Genomic DNA, 17,244 nt, shown 5'->3' with positions numbered 1-17,244 from the left:
AATGGCTTAGCGTTTAGATTTACGCCGTTTGGCACTGACCTGCTGCAGTTCGCTTTGCAGCATTTCAAAGTATTCCGGATCTTCGGCTTTGGCCGCCTGACGCAGCACAATCGAGGTGGGATGCAGCAATTTCTGGGTCAAACGGTAAGAAAATTCCTGTAACACCTGTGCCGCATTTTCACCTTTGGCAATTCGCGCCATCGCCAGTTGCAGTTCTTCCTGACGTAACGTTTCACCCTGCTCACGATAAGCCTGAATGGTACTGCCGGCACTTTTGACCTTTTGCTGGGTTACCAGTTCGGTCGCCAACTGATTCACCATCACCTCGGCTTCTACCGCGGCCTGACGACGCTGTGCCAGATTCTCATCAATCACGCTTTGCAGGTCATCGACACCGTATAAATACACACCATCTAGTGATTCGACTTTCGGGTCGATATCACGCGGAACAGCCAGATCGACCAGCAACATCTGCTGGTAACGACGCTTTTTCAGCGCGGCTTTGACTTCTTTATAGCCAATCACCTGATGCAGGCTGCCGGTACAGCTGGAGATCACATCGGCGCGATGCAAATGTTCTGCCAGCTGTTCAAATTCAATAATTTCAACTTCTACCCGATGGGCAATTTCCTGGGCCAGATTTTCAGCACGGGCGCGGGTACGGTTACAGATCATGACCTTGGCCACGCCCATTTCCGCCAGATGTTTGGCCACCAGGCTGTTCATTTCACCTGCCGCCACCACCAGCACGGTCAGCTTGTCCGGATGGCTAAACACCTGTAGCGCCAACTGTGCTACTGCATAGCCCATGGACACCGCATGACTGCCGACTGCTGTTTCAGAACGCACCCGTTTGGCCGCATAAAAGGCGTATTCAAAAATATGGTTTAAATCTTGCGAAACCGTGTGGGCATCTTTGGCCAAAGATAAGGCCGATTTGACCTGCCCCAGAATTTGCGGTTCACCGAGCATTAGGGAATCGAGGCCGCTGGCAACGCGCATTAAGTGGGTGACAGCCTGCGCATTTTCATAGCGATAAACGTGATTTTGTAGTTGTTTGACATCCAGACCATTTACCTGGGCGAGCCAGCCCAGCACCGTGTCTGCATGGTCAGACATGGCGTACACTTCAGTTCGGTTACATGTAGAAACCACCACCATGTCATTTAACAGGTGGCTCTGGCTTTGTTCGGCAAGTAATTGAGTTAACTTTTCAGGGTTAAAAGCAATTTGCTCACGCAATTCTACAGAGGCGGTTTGATGGTTGACACCCAATGCAAAGAAAGACATATCAGATCATCATTTCGCTAAATTTATGCTATTGTGCAATAACGGTGTCATAAAAAGCATTACTTGGATCAAGAAAAATTGCGTCAAACAACCAGCCGGCTTAGCGGCGCGACAATTAAGCAATATTCTACCACAATCTTACTCGTGGGTAGCATGGCTTCTAGTGCTCATATTAGAGCATCTGGAGATTTTTTCCATGCACCTACAAATCTGAATGCCATAAAACAAAGCATGGTGGCGGAATTTGCCCTCGCCTCAAATGACGTGGCCACCGCCTTACATAACTATACTGTACTGGCAATTAAAAGTAATTCAACCAGTATTAAACAGCGCGCACTGAATATTGCACTGGAACACAATGACTTAAATGCAGCTTTGGACATTGCCACCCACTGGGTGATTCAGGAACCGGAAGATGTTCCAGCCCTGTTTTATCTGGCGCATATTGCCCTGAAAGCGCATGAATATGACCTGGCCGCTGAAACCCTGGACAAGATTCTGGCCATTGATGCCACTGCCGATTTAGAACAGATTCTGGCCGGTATTGCCCCGGAGTCGCCAGAAGATCGTGAGTTTCTGATTCAGGCACTACGCACCAGCAAAGAAAAAGATAATCCCTCAATTCTGATTCTGATTGCCGGTTTAAAAGCCCAGAATGGCCAGTTAGAAGAAGCGCTGGAAACGGTCAACCGGGTGCTACGCAAACGTCCGAAAGTGACCGGTTATATCCTGCTCAAAGCCAGCCTGCTAAGTGCGCTGCAAGACTCAAAAGCTGCCCAGGAATGGTATGCCAAATCCAGCCGCAAACATAAAAACAATCTAGAAGTACGTCTGGCTGAAGCCAAATATCTGTTAAAAACCAATCAGCCGGAATTGGCCCTGACCAAACTGGAAGCGATGCTGGAAAAATGGCCAAAGGAAGATGAAGCCCTGTTTCTGGCTGGTCTGACCAGTATTGACTTGAAGCAGTATGAAAAGGCCGAGAAATATCTGGTCGAGTTGCGCTATTCCAACCAGTATCAAAATGAAGCCTATTACTATCTGGCGGTCAATGCCGAGCGTAAACAGCATTTTGAAACCGCCAAAGCCTATTACCGTCTGGTCGATGGCAGCCTGTATACCGTTTCGCGGCGCAGCATGATCAATATTTATAGCCAGCAAAGCCGCCAGCATGAAGCCTTACGCTTTTTAACCCAGGAACGGGTCAATTATCCGCAGCATGCCAGTTTTTTATATCAGGCTCAGGCGGAAATTCTAAAGCGCATGAACAACAAGACTGCCGCCTTAAGACTGCTGGATGAAGCCATCCGCAATTTACCCGATGATCCGGAACTGCTGTATTCAGAAGTGTTGCTGCTAGACCCTTATCAGGACAAAGACAAACTGGACCGCTTGCTGAAAAAGCTGTTACAGGTCGAGCCGAACAGTCCGACTTATTTAAATGCCTATGCCTATACCCTGGCGCTGCAAAACCGCCGGCTGGATGAAGCACGCCAGTATGTGGAACAGGCACTGGAATTCGCCCCGGAACAGGCCTCAATTCTGGATACTTTAGGCCTGATCAGCTATCTGCAAAATGATTTTGACACCTCTGCCCAGGTGCTGGAAAAGGCTTTTGCCTTAAGTGCAACAGTCAAAATTGGGGTCCGTTATGCCAAGGCGCTGTATATGCAGGGCAATTTGACAAAATTTCGTCAAGTTTTACAACAACTCCAACAAAAATATCCAAATGATCCGCAATTAGAACAGCTTCATTCGTTATTGTTACCGCAACACAGCCCTCAGAGTTAATACGCATGCAACTTATTTCCAAACTCAGTCTTAGTCTTGTCACGGTCAGCACCCTGGTGCTGGGTGGTTGTCAGCAGTTCACCCAACCGCAAACACCCGCAAGCCCAATGGTTGAGGCAGAAAATCAGTTTCATCTGCAAGGAAAAATCGGGGTACGCACACCACAGCAATCAGGCAGCGCCTTTTTTAACTGGCTGCAACAGCAGGAACAGTTTGATATTGAGCTAAGCGGCATTTTAGGCGTCGGTAAAACACAGATTTCCGGCCAGCCGGGACAAGTCACACTGAATAGCGCCAAAACCGGCACCATTCAGGCAGCAACAGCCGAAGAACTGCTGCAGCGGGCCACCGGCTGGCAAGCGCCAATCAGTCATATCATTGACTGGGTGCAGGCACGTCCGGCCACCACACAGGCCAAAGTCGCTTACGATAGCCAGCGTCGTCCAACCCAGTTTCTAGAAGATGGCTGGACCGTTGATTTAAGCTATAACGAACAGGCGCGTTTGCCAAACCGTTTAATTTTAAAGCAAACATTTGAATCCGGTCAGGAGAACCGTATTACAATGGTGATCCAAAACCGTTAATTTTGTGCTGTCATGATTCGTGTTCCCTCACCTGCCAAACTGAACCTGTTTTTGCATATTACTGGCCGCCGTGAAAATGGCTATCATGAACTGCAAAGCATTTTCCAGCTGATCGATCTCTACGACTGGCTTGAATTTGAGCCATTGGATACAGCCGAGATTCAGATCGACGGTTTAAATTCAGTCGATCTGGAACAGAACCTGATTTATCGGGCGGCGCAGATCTTAAAACCTTTTGCCCAAGCGCCGACCGGTTTAAAAATCCGGCTGGACAAACAGATTCCTATGGGTGCCGGACTTGGTGGTGGCTCATCCAATGCCGCCACCACCCTCATTGTGCTGAACCAACTGTGGCAATGTGAACTCAATTCTGAGCAGCTGGCCGATTTAGGGGTGCAACTGGGCGCCGATGTGCCGATTTTTGTCCATGGCCGCAATGCCTGGGCAGAAGGTATTGGTGAACACTTAACATTCATAGACTTAGAACAAAAACAGTACATAGTGCTAAAACCTGACTGTTTTATCAGCACTCAACTGCTTTTTTCACAAAAAACGTTGACAAGAGATACGAAGCCATCTAAATTTTGCGCCTATCAGTTGAAGCCATCTGATTTCGGAAACAACTTTGAGCCACTGGCCAGAGCCTTATATCCTGAAGTCGATGAAGCCATGCAATATCTGGATCAGTTCGGAGTTGCCAAGCTTACAGGTACAGGTGCCTGTGTTTTTATTGAAGTGACTTCAGAAATGAAGATTGATGAGATTCTGGCTCAGGCACCATGTAAAGCTTACCTGGTCCACAGTTTAGCCGAATCACCATTAATTCATTTCAAAGTTGAATAGGGGTATCGCCAAGTGGTAAGGCAGCGGGTTTTGATCCCGCCATCCGTTGGTTCGAATCCAGCTACCCCTGCCATTTTTCACCTGTAGATGTACTGTATTAGGGGTATCGCCAAGTGGTAAGGCAGCGGGTTTTGATCCCGCCATCCGTTGGTTCGAATCCAGCTACCCCTGCCATCTTACAGTCATCAAATTTAGGGGTATCGCCAAGTGGTAAGGCAGCGGGTTTTGATCCCGCCATTCGTTGGTTCGAATCCAGCTACCCCTGCCATTTTCTCGAAAAAGACAGAGCATTGGTTTGCTGTTCTGCTGTTAATTTACCTTGACATCGACCAGCAAAAATATTAAAGTTCTGCCGCATTAGGGGTATCGCCAAGTGGTAAGGCAGCGGGTTTTGATCCCGCCATTCGTTGGTTCGAATCCAGCTACCCCTGCCATCTATTTCCATACATTCCAACCGCCAAGGGTGCTTCATGCCCAATCTTGTCGTTTTTAGTGGAACTGCGCATCCACAATTCGCCCAAAAAGTCGTAAGCCATCTTCACATTCCTTTAGGTGCTGCCTCAGTCGGTCAGTTTTCTGACGGTGAAATTGCTGTAGAAATTACCGAGAATGTACGTGGTAAAGACGTTTTCATCGTTCAGCCTACTTGTGCCCCAACCAATGATAACCTGATGGAAATCCTGGTGATGGCAGATGCATTGCGTCGTGCAAGTGCTGGCCGTATCACTGCCGTGATTCCTTATTTCGGTTATGCCCGTCAAGATCGTCGTCCTCGTTCAAGCCGTGTGCCAATTACTGCAAAAGTGGTTGCAGATATGTTGACCACTGTCGGTATTGACCGCGTGGTGATGATTGACCTGCACGCTGACCAGATTCAAGGTTTCTTCGATATTCCTGTAGACAACATTTACGGTACGCCAGCGCTGCTTGCTGACTTACGCCAGCAGTCACACGACAACCTGATGGTGGTTTCACCTGACGTGGGTGGTGTCGTACGTGCCCGTGCTGTTGCCAAGCAAATGGGGGATATCGACCTTGCGATCATTGATAAACGTCGTCAAAAAGCCAATGAATCACAAGTGATGCATTTGATTGGTGATGTGAAAGATCGTGACTGCGTCATCGTGGATGACATGGTCGATACCGCAGGTACCCTGTGTAAAGCAGCAGATGCACTCAAAACTTTTGGTGCGCGTAAAGTGGTTGCTTATGCTACTCACCCGGTGCTGTCTGGTAAAGCGATTGAGAACTTAAAGAATTCTGTGATTGATGAACTGGTTGTTACTGACACCATTCCATTATCAGAAGAAGCTCAAAACCTTGGCAAGATTCGTCAGGTTTCAGTCGCAAGCATGGTTGCTGAAACAATTCGTCGTATTAACAACGAAGAATCTATTAGCGCAATGTTCGATTCTTATCTATAATAGTGCGCTAAATTTTCAAAAGCCCTGCTTTATGCAGGGCTTTCTATCACCAGATCGGTCGCAGGTCTGGTTTATTTAACCTGAAATAGGATGTCTATCATGGCAAACTTCGTATTAAACGCTCAAGCGCGTGAAGCAGCTAACCAAGGGAAAGGTGCGAGCCGCCGCCTTCGTCACGCTGCTCAAGTTCCAGCTATCATTTATGGTGGCGACGCTGAGCCAGTAGCAGTAACTTTAGAACTTCGTGAGCTTGTAAAAGCTTTAGAAAGCAATGCTTTCTTTGAAGAAGTTGTAGAAATCAAAGTAGGCGACAAAGTTGAAAACGTGAAAATCCAAGCGTTACAACGTCACCCTGCTAAAAACACACCAATGCACGCTGACTTCAAACGCGCATAAGTGTTAATGGTGTAAATTAGTGTCAAATATTTCACTGATTGTTGGTTTGGGCAACCCAGGTACTGAGTATGCCCAAACCCGCCATAATGCAGGCTTCTGGTTTGTTGAACGCCTTGCAGATCAATATGGCATCTCTTTAAAAGCTGATCCGAAATTCAAAGGCATCAGCGGTCGCGGTAATATTGAAGGTCAGGACGTTCGTCTGCTATTACCAACAACCTTTATGAACCGTTCCGGTCAAAGTGTTGTGCCCTTCGCCAAATTCTATCAAATCGCACCTGAAGCCATGCTGATTGCCCATGATGAACTGGATATGAATCCGGGGATTATTCGCCTGAAAACTGGCGGCGGTCATGGTGGTCATAATGGTTTACGTGACATCGTTCCACACACCGGTCCAAATTTCCACCGTTTACGCATTGGTATTGGTCATCCGGGGTCTAAAGAACGTGTTTCCGGTCATGTGCTCAGCAAAGCCCCAAGCCAGGAACAAGGCTTGATGGACGATGCCCTCAGTCACGCGCTGTCTCGCATGAAATTACTGGTCAATGGCGAGATTCAGCAAGCCATGAACCAGATCAATGCCTATAAACCCAACGAATAACCTAATAATTGTTGAACAATCCTGCTTGCCATCTGGCAAAATTGGGCGCAAAATGCGCTCGTCGGCTGATTCGGTCGCAGTGATTGATTCAACCATAAGATAAAGATCTTAGGTCCACTAAGGAGACGCTAGCCATGCTATCTCGTTTATTAAAATGCAAAATTCACCGTGCTTTCGTGACACATGCGGAACTTCATTATGAAGGTTCATGTGCAATTGATGGCAAACTTATGGATTTAGCTGGCATTCGCGAATACGAAGAAATTCACGTCTGGAACGTAACCAATGGCAAACGCTTTACCACTTATGCGATTCGTGGTGAAGACAATTCAGGCATCATTTCAGTCAATGGTGGCGCAGCACATCAGGCAGATGTCGGCGATATCATCATTATTGCGACTTTCGGTGATTTCACTGAAGTAGAAGCCAATGCGCATAAACCACGCCTGGTATATGCCAACCCGGACAACACCGTGAGTCACACCGCCAACTGTATTCCGGTACAAGTCGCTTAAGACCTAAGATCATCCTACGAAAAAGCCCGCACATTGCGGGCTTTTTTATGGCAGAAATATAAGTCATGGGTTACTTAAAACAGATACTGCCCTGCTGTGCTGATTAGTCCATACAGCGCAATCAGAATTAAAAGAGCACCACACAGCGCCAGTACCGGCCGATAACCGCGTGACAGCGTTAAACGGTAAAAACCCAAATACAACAAAGACAAAGTCAGAAAATCCAGTACAATCCAGCTGGCGGTCAGCAAGATTAGACTATCATTAAAATGATCGGTGACCTGAATAAATTGCGGGAAAAAGGCACTAAAAAACAGAATATCTTTCGGATTGGAAATCCCGACCAGAAAACCCTGCCGAAATCCGCCTACAGCGCTGGCCGTCTCCTGTTTCGGTCCGGCCGCTGCCCGGCTTTCCTTGAGAATGTCCACCCCCAAATAGGCAATATAGACACAGCCTAGCAGCTTAATTAAATCCAGCCAGAAGGCCTGAATATTGAAGATGCCTTTTAAAATCAGCACCGAGCAGGCAATTAACAGCAAAGAAGCTAAATTAGTCCCGACAATGGTCTGAAACGCCCGCCGGTAACCACCTTTGAGTCCGGCACCAATCACCAGCATCATCACCGGGCCTGGGGTGGCAATCATGATCACCACCGCCAGACAGTACAACAGATATTCAGCCATATTGATCATCTGTGGTACTCCTGCGCTACTCTTGCTTAAACCTTAGGATGAAAAACTAGTCATCCTCTTCCAGACTGACTTTTAATAAATGCTGGCTAATGCCATCGGCACGTAAAAATGCCAGGTCATAACTCGCAGTCGCCAGTGCCAGTACCCGACGCTCAAATTCCTGCCACAGTGGTTTAACCTGCGCGGCCTGAATACCAAGACCACTGTCATCGGCCAGATGCTTGTTTTTTTCACATAATTTGAGCGCATGATATAACTTGCGGCCTGCGCTGGCATCGGGACGTAAACGCACCCGCTTTGACAGGACAAAATGCTCTACCTGCGGCAAGCGGGCAAATGGCAACATTGGTACCAGAATCTGGTCCAGCTGGGCATCCAGACGCTGCCAGACAGCCGTTTGCTGTTCGGGGGTATAGCCATTCCAGCGTATCACTTCATGATTAAAACGACGACAACCACGACACACTGAATCACCAAATACCGTAGAGCAGCGGCCTGCACACGGGGTCAATGAGGCGATTCGACGATCCGTACTCAAAATATACTCCAGAAAAGCGCAGTAATGCCGGCCTGAATGCGGCCGTATTACTTTTGGTAAAATCATAGGCGAGGATAGGCATCATAGCCGACTCTATCGCAGATTTAAAACCATATTTCTGTTCTGGATTTCTCGCTATCTGGGCACTTTCACGCTAAAATATGCCCCTCAAATTTTTTATATCACATTGGAGTACTCCATGAACGCTACTGTAGAACAGCTTGCACCTGTAGAACAGCAAGCGACCTCTGGTTGGGTTGTTGCCGCACTTTATCAATTCAAAGAAGTTCAAGATCCTGCAGATCTACAACAACGTCTTTTAGACTTGGTAAACAGCATCAACCTGTGTGGTACTCTCATTGTGGCGGGTGAAGGGATTAATGGTACGGTGGCGGGCGACCGCGAAGCCATTGATCAGGTACATCAGTTTCTTTTAAACGAAGGCTTTAGCGCGATGGAATATAAAGAGTCGCACAGCGCCGACAAGCCTTTCCGTAAAATGAAAATCAAGCTGAAAAAAGAAATTGTGACTTTGGGTGTAGAGGTCAAACCACGTGATCTGGTCGGCCATTATCTGGACCCGAAAGAATGGAACGAACTGATTGCACGTGATGACGTAATTTTAATTGATACCCGCAATGACTATGAATACAAGGCCGGGACTTTTAAAGGCGCGATTGATCCACAAACTGAAACCTTCCGTGAATTTCCAGACTATGTGAAAAAAGAACTGGAACAGCACAAAGACAAGAAAATTGCCATGTTCTGTACCGGTGGGATTCGCTGTGAAAAATCCACTTCGTTATTGCTACAAGAAGGCTTCCAGGAAGTTTATCATCTGAAAGGCGGTATTTTGAAATACCTCGAAGAAACCCCGGCAGAAGAAAGCCTGTGGGAAGGTGAATGTTTCGTATTTGATGGTCGTACTGCGGTTACGCATGGTGTGGAAGAAGGTCAAAATACCAAGTGTCATGCCTGTGGTTGGCCTTTACTGCCAGAAGAAGTGGCAGAACCAAGCTATGAACACGGCGTATCTTGTAAATACTGTATTGATAAAACCACAGAAAAACAGAAAGCCGGCTTCCGTATGCGTCAATCTCAGATTGCAGCGGCAAAACGCAAACGTCTGTAATAATGTAAACCAGTACAAATAATTTTACAAAAAGCCCTATTTATAGGGCTTTTTTTACGTCTGTTCACATACCAGAATCAATTCAATACCAAAGCACCCTCTGGTACTAACAGAAGCCAGTCATGCTTAGGCTAAACTCCAAATCACAACAAAAACAATGCAGTTTTATTTTGACGTACAGATTCTCACCCATGGACAAGGATTGACTTATGCAAAGAACGATAACAACACGCTATAAACACCAATTCCGTACTGCCTTACTGCAACGAGCGCATCAGCAGCAAGATCTGCAATTGCACCACCTGAAACAGCAGCTTGAACAGCGTTCACACTTGTTTATTGTGGGGTTTGGCACCGTGCTCGGCGCGATTCTGGCAATGTTTATTGCCTATCACCTTTCCAATATCTGGAGTGGTTACCTGATTGTCGCTGTCTTGCCGCTGCTGGTGGCGTATGGGCTTCGAAAAGTCTATGTGCACACCCTGTCGCATACCGCTGAGGAAGATTTTTAGTTACGTTTCAGCTCTTTACTGAAAAACCAATCCTCTTTAGCATGAAGGTCTAATTTTTAGGCCTTCTTGACTTTATGAACCTGACCGAATGGATTATTTCCATTATGGAACAGCTGGGCTACTTCGGTATTGCCCTGCTTATGTTTCTGGACAACGTATTCCCCCCTATTCCTTCCGAAATTATTATGCCTTCTGCTGGTTATTCGGCCTCACAAGGTGAATTACTGTTTGTTGGTGTCGTGATTGCCGGCTGTTTCGGTTCGCTACTGGCAGCGGCCTTGCTGTACTGGATCGGCTATAAATTCGAACATGATGCAATTTTCCGCTTTGTCGACCGCTACGGCAAATACCTGTTCCTAAAATCGGCCGATGTCAAAAAATCACTGGACTGGTTCGAGCAGTATGGACATCGCATTGTCTTTGCCGGACGCATGATTCCGGCGGTACGCTCTTTAATTAGTATTCCCGCCGGCATGAGCCGGATGCCCTTCTGGAAATTCATGTTCTACAGCAGCCTCGGCACCATCATCTGGACCACTTTTCTGGCTGCGGTCGGGTTTTATTTTGGCGAAAATCAGGCGCTGATGCAGAAAATTTTTAGCCAGGTCGGCTATGTCATTATTGCAATTGTGATTGCGATTATCGGCTGGATTCTATACCGTAGGTATATGCGTAAACGCGCTTCGTGATGTGCATTGGCCGAGCTACAGGCCAAACTTGGGGATTCAATGAAACACTATTTGCTGCATTTGGCTGCGGTCTACAGCATTGCGCTGGTCCTGCTGACCATGGTTCTAGTTTATGGTTTAAATCTTGGGGTATTAACCCTTTTTCCAACACTGGTGGTGGTCGCGCTGATCAATGCCAAACATTTTGTAAAACGTGAAAAACGCCTGCCGACCTCAGATGAAAGAATTCAGCTGATTTGGGGCAGCAGTGCCGTGGCCATCATCATTGGCAGCCTGTTTATCTTTTTTATGGTGCTGATGAACCCCTATGCAGAGCAGATTATTCAATCGGCTGAGAAAATGGGACTGGCCCTCATGGCAGTGTTGATGCTATGTATGGTCGCCATCCATGGTGCGGTATTTTATGCCGCCTACGTCTGGTATGCCGCTTATTGCGCCAAACAGTAATAGTTAGTCGATTTTCAGACACTGTTAAATCAAATTATCCTGAAGTAAATTCTTTCGTGCAGATGGGTGACTTCCGGACAGCGCATCTGCATAGAAAATTTAACCGTATGTAAGTAAGCCCTGCTTTTCGTCACCAGAAACCGACATAAGTTATTTATCTTAACGTGAAAGGTGCAATTCTCCTGCCCGCGCCGGGTGCTGTCTGATCTAAGTTAAAACTCAAGCGATCCGATTGATCTTAATTTTTTGATTCATTTTACTTAGATCATCATCAGCCCCAAGAGGATACAGACATGACGAATCCAGAAATAGAAACCCAGCGCCAGCAGGAACAAAAACGCGAACAGGTCAAACAGCTGCCAAAACAGCAGCAGCAACAGCTGAATGCCAACCCGAAAACCGGTGAAACCGGCACCCATCCGGTGGGCACCGGTGTCGGTGCGGTCGGCGGTGCAGCCACAGGTGCCGCAGTCGGAGCCACCACCGGCCCGATTGGCGCAGTGGTCGGAGGTACCATTGGTGCCGTGGTGGGTGGTCTGGTTGGTAAAACCGCTGCGGAAGCCGAAAACCCGACCGAAGGTGATGAAGATATTTACTGGCGTGAACACAGCCAGAGCCAGCCTTACTACACCAGCCTGCAAAACACACATCCGGACTTAAGCTATGAGCGCGATTATCAGGCCGCCTATCGGGTCGGTTATGCCCAGCGTTCACGCTATGAACCGGGTACACGCTTTGAAGATGTAGAACCCGATTTACGCAGCGAATGGGAGTCCACCAAGGGCGATACCCGTTTGGCCTGGGAAGATGCCAAACATGCGGTGCGTGATGCCTGGAACCGTATGACCCGCTAATGTAATCCGGCTATAAAAAAACACCTCCGAGGAGGTGTTTTTTTATTTATTCGGTTTGCATCAGTTTGGAGTGTGATACATCAAATACAGTTCATTAAGGTTGTCCGGAATTTCTTCCGCCAGCTCATCCATTAACTGACCATTACGACGGAAGCTTTCCATTTGCGGGTCTTCTTCATCAATGCCGCTAAACACCATGATTGGTAAAGTCAGATCTACCAGCTGTTCTTCAAATTCTGGCGTGAACCAGGCTTCTTCATTCAGGAACATGGCATCCACAAAGCCCACACTCCAGTCGCCCAAGCTTGATTCTACATCTGCTTCTTCAATTTCGAATGGAAATTCAATGCCTTCTTCATTGGCCAGGTTTTGACGAATGGATTCGAGCCAGGTTTTCACCTGCGCTACGATTTCTGCCGGCACTTTTTTCTGGTTGCCTTCAAACAGTTCATCCAGCCATTGGTCAAATTGCGGGCCGACTGCAATGGCACACAAAAAACCATGAGTGGCAGCAAAATCTAGACCGTATTCGTTCTGGTCACCATCTAGATATTCACTCAACAGGTCTAAATCTAAAGCACTCATCTTAAATCCAAAAATCGTCTATACAAGGTATAGCATAGCATTTTCCGAAGACTTTACTGAACCCAAATTTCAGTCATCTTCGTCGTCAAAATCATCTTCGTCGAAGTCATAATCAAAATCCTTGAGATCACGCTCCAGTCGACGCTGTGCCAGCAGATCATCAATCAGGCGACGTTTTTCTAACGATTCTTTCGCACTGATTTTACCTGCCGCTTCATCGAAGCTGACATCATCATCACCGTAGTTATCATCTAGTTCAAAATCTGTTGAAGACACTAAAACTACCTCAGAATGAAAAAATGTGAATGGGTTTAGCCGCTATTTATCTGCCTTTGAAAAAGTTGTCAAGTTTTATTTATATTTTTTGTTTTTCCCGACTATTTTTGGCTTGTATTTCGCGCTAAAATTTGTGTATTTATGAAGACCTTATCTGAATAAGTATAGTTTAAAGCATATGACAAGAATATTTCGCGGACAAAACGGATGCCAGACTTGAAAACCGGGCAAGATGCCCCATATTCCTATTCAGTTTTGCTTTCAAACATTTTTATAAAATCATGCTTGATTGATCAAATCAGAAACTTTTACAGCAAATTGTGCTATCATGCACGGTTTTTCACTGCCACAGATTCAACGAAGAGTAAGCAAAGATGAGCGATATGACTTCCCCTACTTCGCAAGTAGCGGCTCTGATTAGCCGAGGCAAAGAGCAAGGTTACCTAACTTATGCCGAGGTTAACGATCATCTCCCAGACTCAATCACGGAAAGCGAACAGATTGAAGACATCATCCAGATGCTTCAGGACGTGGGCATTCCTGTGCATGAACGTGCACCTGAATCTGATGATGCGATGTTCGAAGACACCACAGAAGCTGCAGATGAAGTCGCTGAAGAAGAAGCAGCGGCAGTACTGGCTTCTGTAGAAAATGAGCCTGGCCGTACCACGGACCCTGTGCGTATGTATATGCGTGAAATGGGGACCGTTGAGCTGTTAACGCGAGAAGGCGAAATTAGTATCGCGAAACGTATTGAAGAAGGCATCCGTGATGTGCTGCATTCAATTGCGTACTGGCCAAATGCCGTTGAAGTGGTTCTACAAGAATACAAAGATTATGAAAATGGCGAACGCCGCCTGGCCGATCTGCTTTCAGGTTACTTAGATCCTGAAACCGATGAAGAAATTCCGGAAGTGCTGGAAGATGAAGCCGTGCTCGACGATGAAGAAGAATCGAGCAGCAAGAGCACCAAAACCAAAGATGTCAAACTTGATGACGACGATGAAGAAGAAGAGTCAGAATCGGATGATGATTCTGAAGCGGATTCTGGTCCGGACCCTGAAATTGCCAAAGTACGTTTTGCCGAGCTGACTGAAGCCTGGAAAAACGCCAAAGACGTCATTGCAAAGCATGGCCGTAACAGCAAAGAAGCGGAAGCTGCGTTACAGGCTCTGGCCAGCGTGTTCATGATGTTCAAATTTGCGCCGCGCCTGTTTGATATTATTTCAGAAATGATTCGTGGCACGCATGACCAGATTCGTGCAGCAGAACGTGAAGTAATGCGTTATGCGGTACGTCGTGGCCGTATGGACCGTACCCAGTTCCGTACGACTTTCCCGGGTCAGGAATCTAATCCGGCATGGTTAGACGAACAGATTGCCAAAGCTCCTGCAGAGATGAAAGGCTACCTGGAAAAAGTGCGTCCTGACGTACTGGCCTTCCAGCAAAAAATTGCCGACATCGAAAAAGAGTTGGGTCTGAATGTTAAAGACATTAAAGACATTGCCAAACGTATGGCGGTGGGTGAAGCCAAAGCACGTCGCGCCAAGAAAGAAATGGTCGAAGCCAACTTGCGTCTGGTGATCTCGATTGCCAAGAAATACACCAACCGCGGCTTGCAGTTCCTGGATCTGATTCAGGAAGGTAACATCGGTCTGATGAAAGCGGTAGACAAGTTTGAATACCGTCGTGGTTACAAGTTCTCGACTTATGCGACTTGGTGGATTCGTCAGGCGATCACACGTTCGATTGCCGATCAGGCACGTACCATCCGTATTCCGGTACACATGATTGAAACCATTAACAAGATTAACCGTGTTTCTCGTCAGTTGCTGCAGGAAATGGGCCGCGAACCGACACCGGAAGAACTCGGTGAACGTCTGGAAATGGACGAAGTGAAGGTACGTAAAGTCCTGAAAATTGCCAAAGAGCCAATTTCCATGGAAACGCCAATTGGTGATGATGAAGATTCGCATTTGGGTGACTTCATTGAAGACAGCAACATCACCTCTCCGGTCGATGCTGCAACTTCAGAAGGCTTAAAAGAAGCGACACGTGAAGTGCTGGAAAACCTGACTGAACGTGAAGCCAAAGTCCTGAAAATGCGTTTTGGTATTGATATGCCAACCGATCATACTCTGGAAGAAGTCGGTAAGCAGTTTGATGTGACCCGTGAACGGATCCGTCAGATTGAAGCCAAAGCCTTACGTAAATTACGTCACCCTTCCCGCTCTGAACACCTGCGTTCATTCCTGGAAAACGACTAAGTCAGCAGCGGCTTGAATTGGGATCAATCCATCCCCATTTAAGTAGCAATGCCAAAACGCCTGCGCCTTGCAGGCGTTTTTCAATCTTTTGAGGTAATTATGATTGACCGCACTCCCTCTCGTGAATTACAAGAGCATCTTTGGGTTTTTCCGATGGATTACCCGATTAAACTGATTGGTCTGGCCGGTGCAGAGCTGCGTCAAGCGGTGAACGATATTTTCGTGAAACACTTCCCGGACTTTGATGGCGACAAAATGACCGTGACCCCGTCGCGTACCGGTAAATACCACTCGATTACCGCACAGCTGCGTTTCGAGGAGCTGGAACAGGTGCATGCGGTCTATGCCGATTTAGCTGCCTGCCCGCTGATTAAAACCGCGCTTTAAGTTTCAAAAAAAACACGCTTCATGCGTGTTTTTTTATGGCGTACCGTGCAACCGCAGTAATTTAAAGCAGGCACACTCCTATTCCTATTCTGAATCATTATAATTCACATCAGCAGATTTCATTTTTAAGGACGCAGCCTGTGACCGATGCGCTTCAAAAACCGACCCTCATTATTCGCCAGTATTCGCAATTAACACCGTATCAAGACCGCTTTTTAGAGATGAAGCAGTTGACTGAACAGCGTGATGCCAATACCCCCGATGAGCTCTGGATTTTGCAGCATCATGAGGTGCTGACCCAAGGTCAGGCCGGCAAGGCAGAACATATTCTGATTCCCAGCCATATTCCGGTGGTACAAACCGACCGTGGTGGACAGGTGACCTGGCATGGTCCGGGCCAGCTGGTGGCGTATTTCCTGTTTGACCTGAACCGTTTGGGCTGGAATGTCCGCACGCTGGTATCGTATGCCGAAAACCTGATGATTGCGCTGCTCAAAAAATATGGTATTGAAGCTTATGCCAAAGCAGATGCGCCGGGTGTCTATGTCGCGGAGCGTAAAATTGGCTCATTGGGCTTTAAAATCCGCAAAGGCCGTAGTTACCATGGACTAGCGCTGAATATTGACTGTGATTTGAGTGGTTTTCAAACCATTAACCCCTGTGGGTATGCCGGTCTGGAAATGGTGCGCATTCAGGATTTAGTCCAAGACTATCCATCGTTTGAAACTTTATGCCGAGATATCATTGAAACTTTAGAGCACAGTGGTTACTTTAGTGAGGTTCAAACCATTCAAGCCTAAATGACTTTACTTTTGAATAAGAAATAAATTAGAGTATTTACTCTAAACCCAATAATAGATGTTAACAAAGGGACTCAGCGAGTGATTTCAAGCAAAACCGTGAAGCCCGCTTTGCAACAGGCCTATGTCAAACTCATGATGGATGTGATTGGCAGAGGTCTGGTGATGGCAAGCCAGGTCGATCAAGAAATAAAACAGGAAGTTGCAAAGTTTCCCGCAAATTTTATCCTGTCCATGAAAGTGTTTCCCAATGGACCTGCGTTCATTGCCCGGGTGACTGAAGATCATCAGCTCGAACTGCTGCCTGAACTGGATGGCAAACCCGATCTGGTCATTACCTTCAAGCATCTGACCCATGCCTTTTTGGTGTTCTCGTTTCAGGAAAGTACGGCACAGGCCTTTGCCCATGACCGCATGATTGCCGATGGTGACCTGTCTTATGCCATTCGTCTGGTGCGTTGCCTGAACAAAATGGAAGCCCTGATTTTGCCTAAACTGCTGGCAGAGCTGGCCGTCAAACAATACCCATCCGAACTTAACTTAAAAGAAAAACTCAGCGGAGCTGCCCATATTTACCTGAAAGTGGCTCAGTCCTATTTCCAACGGAGTGCATAA

21 protein-coding genes and 4 tRNA genes are annotated in these 17,244 nt (G+C 47.0%); 20 read left to right on the top strand and 5 right to left on the bottom strand.

Annotation, left to right across the window (positions count from 1 at the left end):
• Positions 1-6 precede the first annotated feature (6 nt).
• On the bottom strand, positions 7-1,290 hold the full coding sequence (hemA, locus tag FTT89_RS00330; RefSeq protein ID WP_016659909.1) for a glutamyl-tRNA reductase: 1,284 nt from the start codon (positions 1,288-1,290) through the stop codon (positions 7-9).
• A 78-nt stretch (positions 1,291-1,368) separates the two neighbouring features.
• On the opposite strand from hemA, the gene FTT89_RS00325 reads away from it, so the two are divergent.
• The 11 genes from FTT89_RS00325 (at position 1,369) to panD (ending at position 7,447) form a co-directional block, all read left to right on the top strand.
• Positions 1,369-3,081: a tetratricopeptide repeat protein gene (locus FTT89_RS00325; protein WP_180056916.1), complete on the top strand. Its 1,713-nt coding sequence runs from the start codon at positions 1,369-1,371 to the stop codon at positions 3,079-3,081.
• Between the two features lie 5 nt (positions 3,082-3,086).
• Positions 3,087-3,665 (top strand): lipoprotein insertase outer membrane protein LolB, encoded by a 579-nt coding sequence (lolB, locus tag FTT89_RS00320; RefSeq protein WP_016659907.1) that lies wholly within the window; start codon positions 3,087-3,089, stop codon positions 3,663-3,665.
• 12 nt (positions 3,666-3,677) lie between these two features.
• Positions 3,678-4,508 (top strand): 4-(cytidine 5'-diphospho)-2-C-methyl-D-erythritol kinase, encoded by an 831-nt coding sequence (gene ispE / locus FTT89_RS00315; protein ID WP_180056917.1) that lies wholly within the window; start codon positions 3,678-3,680, stop codon positions 4,506-4,508.
• Positions 4,507-4,581: transfer RNA gene (locus FTT89_RS00310), tRNA-Gln, on the top strand. Before ispE ends, FTT89_RS00310 begins: the two co-directional genes overlap by 2 nt.
• A gap of 26 nt (positions 4,582-4,607) precedes the next feature.
• Positions 4,608-4,682: transfer RNA gene (locus tag FTT89_RS00305), tRNA-Gln, on the top strand.
• A gap of 19 nt (positions 4,683-4,701) precedes the next feature.
• Positions 4,702-4,776: transfer RNA gene (locus tag FTT89_RS00300), tRNA-Gln, on the top strand.
• A gap of 91 nt (positions 4,777-4,867) precedes the next feature.
• Positions 4,868-4,942, top strand: a tRNA-Gln gene (locus FTT89_RS00295).
• 36 nt (positions 4,943-4,978) lie between these two features.
• Positions 4,979-5,932, top strand: a complete 954-nt coding sequence (locus FTT89_RS00290; protein ID WP_005176171.1) for a ribose-phosphate pyrophosphokinase — start codon at positions 4,979-4,981, stop codon at positions 5,930-5,932.
• A gap of 99 nt (positions 5,933-6,031) precedes the next feature.
• Positions 6,032-6,328: a 50S ribosomal protein L25 gene (gene rplY, locus FTT89_RS00285; RefSeq protein ID WP_005176167.1), complete on the top strand. Its 297-nt coding sequence runs from the start codon at positions 6,032-6,034 to the stop codon at positions 6,326-6,328.
• A gap of 19 nt (positions 6,329-6,347) precedes the next feature.
• Positions 6,348-6,932, top strand: a complete 585-nt coding sequence (gene pth, locus FTT89_RS00280) for an aminoacyl-tRNA hydrolase (RefSeq protein ID WP_087662153.1) — start codon at positions 6,348-6,350, stop codon at positions 6,930-6,932.
• 134 nt (positions 6,933-7,066) lie between these two features.
• Positions 7,067-7,447, top strand: coding sequence for an aspartate 1-decarboxylase (gene panD, locus FTT89_RS00275; protein ID WP_005176160.1), 381 nt, complete (start codon positions 7,067-7,069; stop codon positions 7,445-7,447).
• 74 nt (positions 7,448-7,521) lie between these two features.
• Here panD and FTT89_RS00270 read toward each other — a convergent pair whose 3' ends face one another.
• Both FTT89_RS00270 and FTT89_RS00265 read right to left on the bottom strand, forming a co-directional pair.
• Positions 7,522-8,139, bottom strand: coding sequence for a LysE family translocator (locus tag FTT89_RS00270; RefSeq protein WP_180056934.1), 618 nt, complete (start codon positions 8,137-8,139; stop codon positions 7,522-7,524).
• 49 nt (positions 8,140-8,188) lie between these two features.
• Positions 8,189-8,680 carry a DUF1289 domain-containing protein gene (locus FTT89_RS00265; protein WP_075174416.1) on the bottom strand — a complete coding sequence of 164 codons (492 nt, stop codon included), beginning with the start codon at positions 8,678-8,680 and terminating at the stop codon, positions 8,189-8,191.
• Between the two features lie 199 nt (positions 8,681-8,879).
• Here FTT89_RS00265 and FTT89_RS00260 point away from each other — a divergent pair, with 199 nt between their 5' ends.
• The 5 genes from FTT89_RS00260 to FTT89_RS00240 all read left to right on the top strand — a co-directional run bounded on the left by FTT89_RS00260 (position 8,880) and on the right by FTT89_RS00240 (position 12,314).
• A complete protein-coding gene (locus FTT89_RS00260) occupies positions 8,880-9,812 on the top strand; it encodes a rhodanese-related sulfurtransferase (RefSeq protein ID WP_005176153.1) in 933 nt (310 codons plus the stop codon).
• A gap of 209 nt (positions 9,813-10,021) precedes the next feature.
• Positions 10,022-10,324, top strand: a complete 303-nt coding sequence (locus FTT89_RS00255; RefSeq protein ID WP_005176151.1) for a hypothetical protein — start codon at positions 10,022-10,024, stop codon at positions 10,322-10,324.
• Positions 10,325-10,398: 74 nt separating this feature from the next.
• Positions 10,399-11,013, top strand: coding sequence for a DedA family protein (locus FTT89_RS00250; RefSeq protein WP_160243472.1), 615 nt, complete (start codon positions 10,399-10,401; stop codon positions 11,011-11,013).
• Positions 11,014-11,052: 39 nt separating this feature from the next.
• Positions 11,053-11,460 (top strand): ABZJ_00895 family protein, encoded by a 408-nt coding sequence (locus tag FTT89_RS00245; protein ID WP_075167535.1) that lies wholly within the window; start codon positions 11,053-11,055, stop codon positions 11,458-11,460.
• 293 nt (positions 11,461-11,753) lie between these two features.
• Positions 11,754-12,314 carry a glycine zipper domain-containing protein gene (locus FTT89_RS00240; RefSeq protein WP_016659900.1) on the top strand — a complete coding sequence of 187 codons (561 nt, stop codon included), beginning with the start codon at positions 11,754-11,756 and terminating at the stop codon, positions 12,312-12,314.
• Between the two features lie 60 nt (positions 12,315-12,374).
• Here the strand turns inward: FTT89_RS00240 and FTT89_RS00235 are convergent, their stop codons facing one another.
• The gene (locus FTT89_RS00235; RefSeq protein ID WP_005176137.1) at positions 12,375-12,899 is read right to left on the bottom strand and encodes a YecA family protein; all 525 of its coding nucleotides are present in this window, start codon (positions 12,897-12,899) and stop codon (positions 12,375-12,377) included.
• A 69-nt stretch (positions 12,900-12,968) separates the two neighbouring features.
• Entirely contained in the window at positions 12,969-13,175 is a 207-nt protein-coding gene (locus FTT89_RS00230; RefSeq protein ID WP_005176134.1) for a PA3496 family putative envelope integrity protein, read from the bottom strand.
• 374 nt (positions 13,176-13,549) lie between these two features.
• Between FTT89_RS00230 and rpoD the strand changes: the two genes are divergently transcribed.
• From rpoD to FTT89_RS00210, 4 genes are all read left to right on the top strand, one after another.
• A complete protein-coding gene (gene rpoD, locus FTT89_RS00225) occupies positions 13,550-15,442 on the top strand; it encodes an RNA polymerase sigma factor RpoD (RefSeq protein ID WP_180006803.1) in 1,893 nt (630 codons plus the stop codon).
• 99 nt (positions 15,443-15,541) lie between these two features.
• Entirely contained in the window at positions 15,542-15,829 is a 288-nt protein-coding gene (locus FTT89_RS00220; RefSeq protein WP_005176130.1) for a YbeD family protein, read from the top strand.
• 140 nt (positions 15,830-15,969) lie between these two features.
• Entirely contained in the window at positions 15,970-16,629 is a 660-nt protein-coding gene (gene lipB / locus FTT89_RS00215; RefSeq protein WP_180006804.1) for a lipoyl(octanoyl) transferase LipB, read from the top strand.
• An 81-nt stretch (positions 16,630-16,710) separates the two neighbouring features.
• Positions 16,711-17,244 (top strand): hypothetical protein, encoded by a 534-nt coding sequence (locus FTT89_RS00210; protein ID WP_160241544.1) that lies wholly within the window; start codon positions 16,711-16,713, stop codon positions 17,242-17,244.

Source organism: Acinetobacter sp. YH01025 (assembly GCF_013420185.1).
Lineage (GTDB): Bacteria > Pseudomonadota > Gammaproteobacteria > Pseudomonadales > Moraxellaceae > Acinetobacter > Acinetobacter indicus.
Note: the sequence above shows the minus strand (reverse complement) of the source record. Positions and strands in the feature narration are given on the sequence as shown.

Bases quoted from the DNA above. Each gene is read 5' to 3' on its own strand.
- hemA (WP_016659909.1), bottom strand. From the start codon at position 1,290: ATGTCTTTCTTTGCATTGGGTGTCAACCATCAAACCGCCTCTGTAGAA.
- lolB (WP_016659907.1), top strand. From the start codon at position 3,087: ATGCAACTTATTTCCAAACTCAGTCTTAGTCTTGTCACGGTCAGCACC.
- ispE (WP_180056917.1), top strand. From the start codon at position 3,678: ATGATTCGTGTTCCCTCACCTGCCAAACTGAACCTGTTTTTGCATATT.
- FTT89_RS00290 (WP_005176171.1), top strand. From the start codon at position 4,979: ATGCCCAATCTTGTCGTTTTTAGTGGAACTGCGCATCCACAATTCGCC.
- rplY (WP_005176167.1), top strand. From the start codon at position 6,032: ATGGCAAACTTCGTATTAAACGCTCAAGCGCGTGAAGCAGCTAACCAA.
- panD (WP_005176160.1), top strand. From the start codon at position 7,067: ATGCTATCTCGTTTATTAAAATGCAAAATTCACCGTGCTTTCGTGACA.
- FTT89_RS00260 (WP_005176153.1), top strand. From the start codon at position 8,880: ATGAACGCTACTGTAGAACAGCTTGCACCTGTAGAACAGCAAGCGACC.
- FTT89_RS00255 (WP_005176151.1), top strand. From the start codon at position 10,022: ATGCAAAGAACGATAACAACACGCTATAAACACCAATTCCGTACTGCC.
- FTT89_RS00250 (WP_160243472.1), top strand. From the start codon at position 10,399: ATGAACCTGACCGAATGGATTATTTCCATTATGGAACAGCTGGGCTAC.
- FTT89_RS00245 (WP_075167535.1), top strand. From the start codon at position 11,053: ATGAAACACTATTTGCTGCATTTGGCTGCGGTCTACAGCATTGCGCTG.
- FTT89_RS00240 (WP_016659900.1), top strand. From the start codon at position 11,754: ATGACGAATCCAGAAATAGAAACCCAGCGCCAGCAGGAACAAAAACGC.
- FTT89_RS00235 (WP_005176137.1), bottom strand. From the start codon at position 12,899: ATGAGTGCTTTAGATTTAGACCTGTTGAGTGAATATCTAGATGGTGAC.
- rpoD (WP_180006803.1), top strand. From the start codon at position 13,550: ATGAGCGATATGACTTCCCCTACTTCGCAAGTAGCGGCTCTGATTAGC.
- FTT89_RS00220 (WP_005176130.1), top strand. From the start codon at position 15,542: ATGATTGACCGCACTCCCTCTCGTGAATTACAAGAGCATCTTTGGGTT.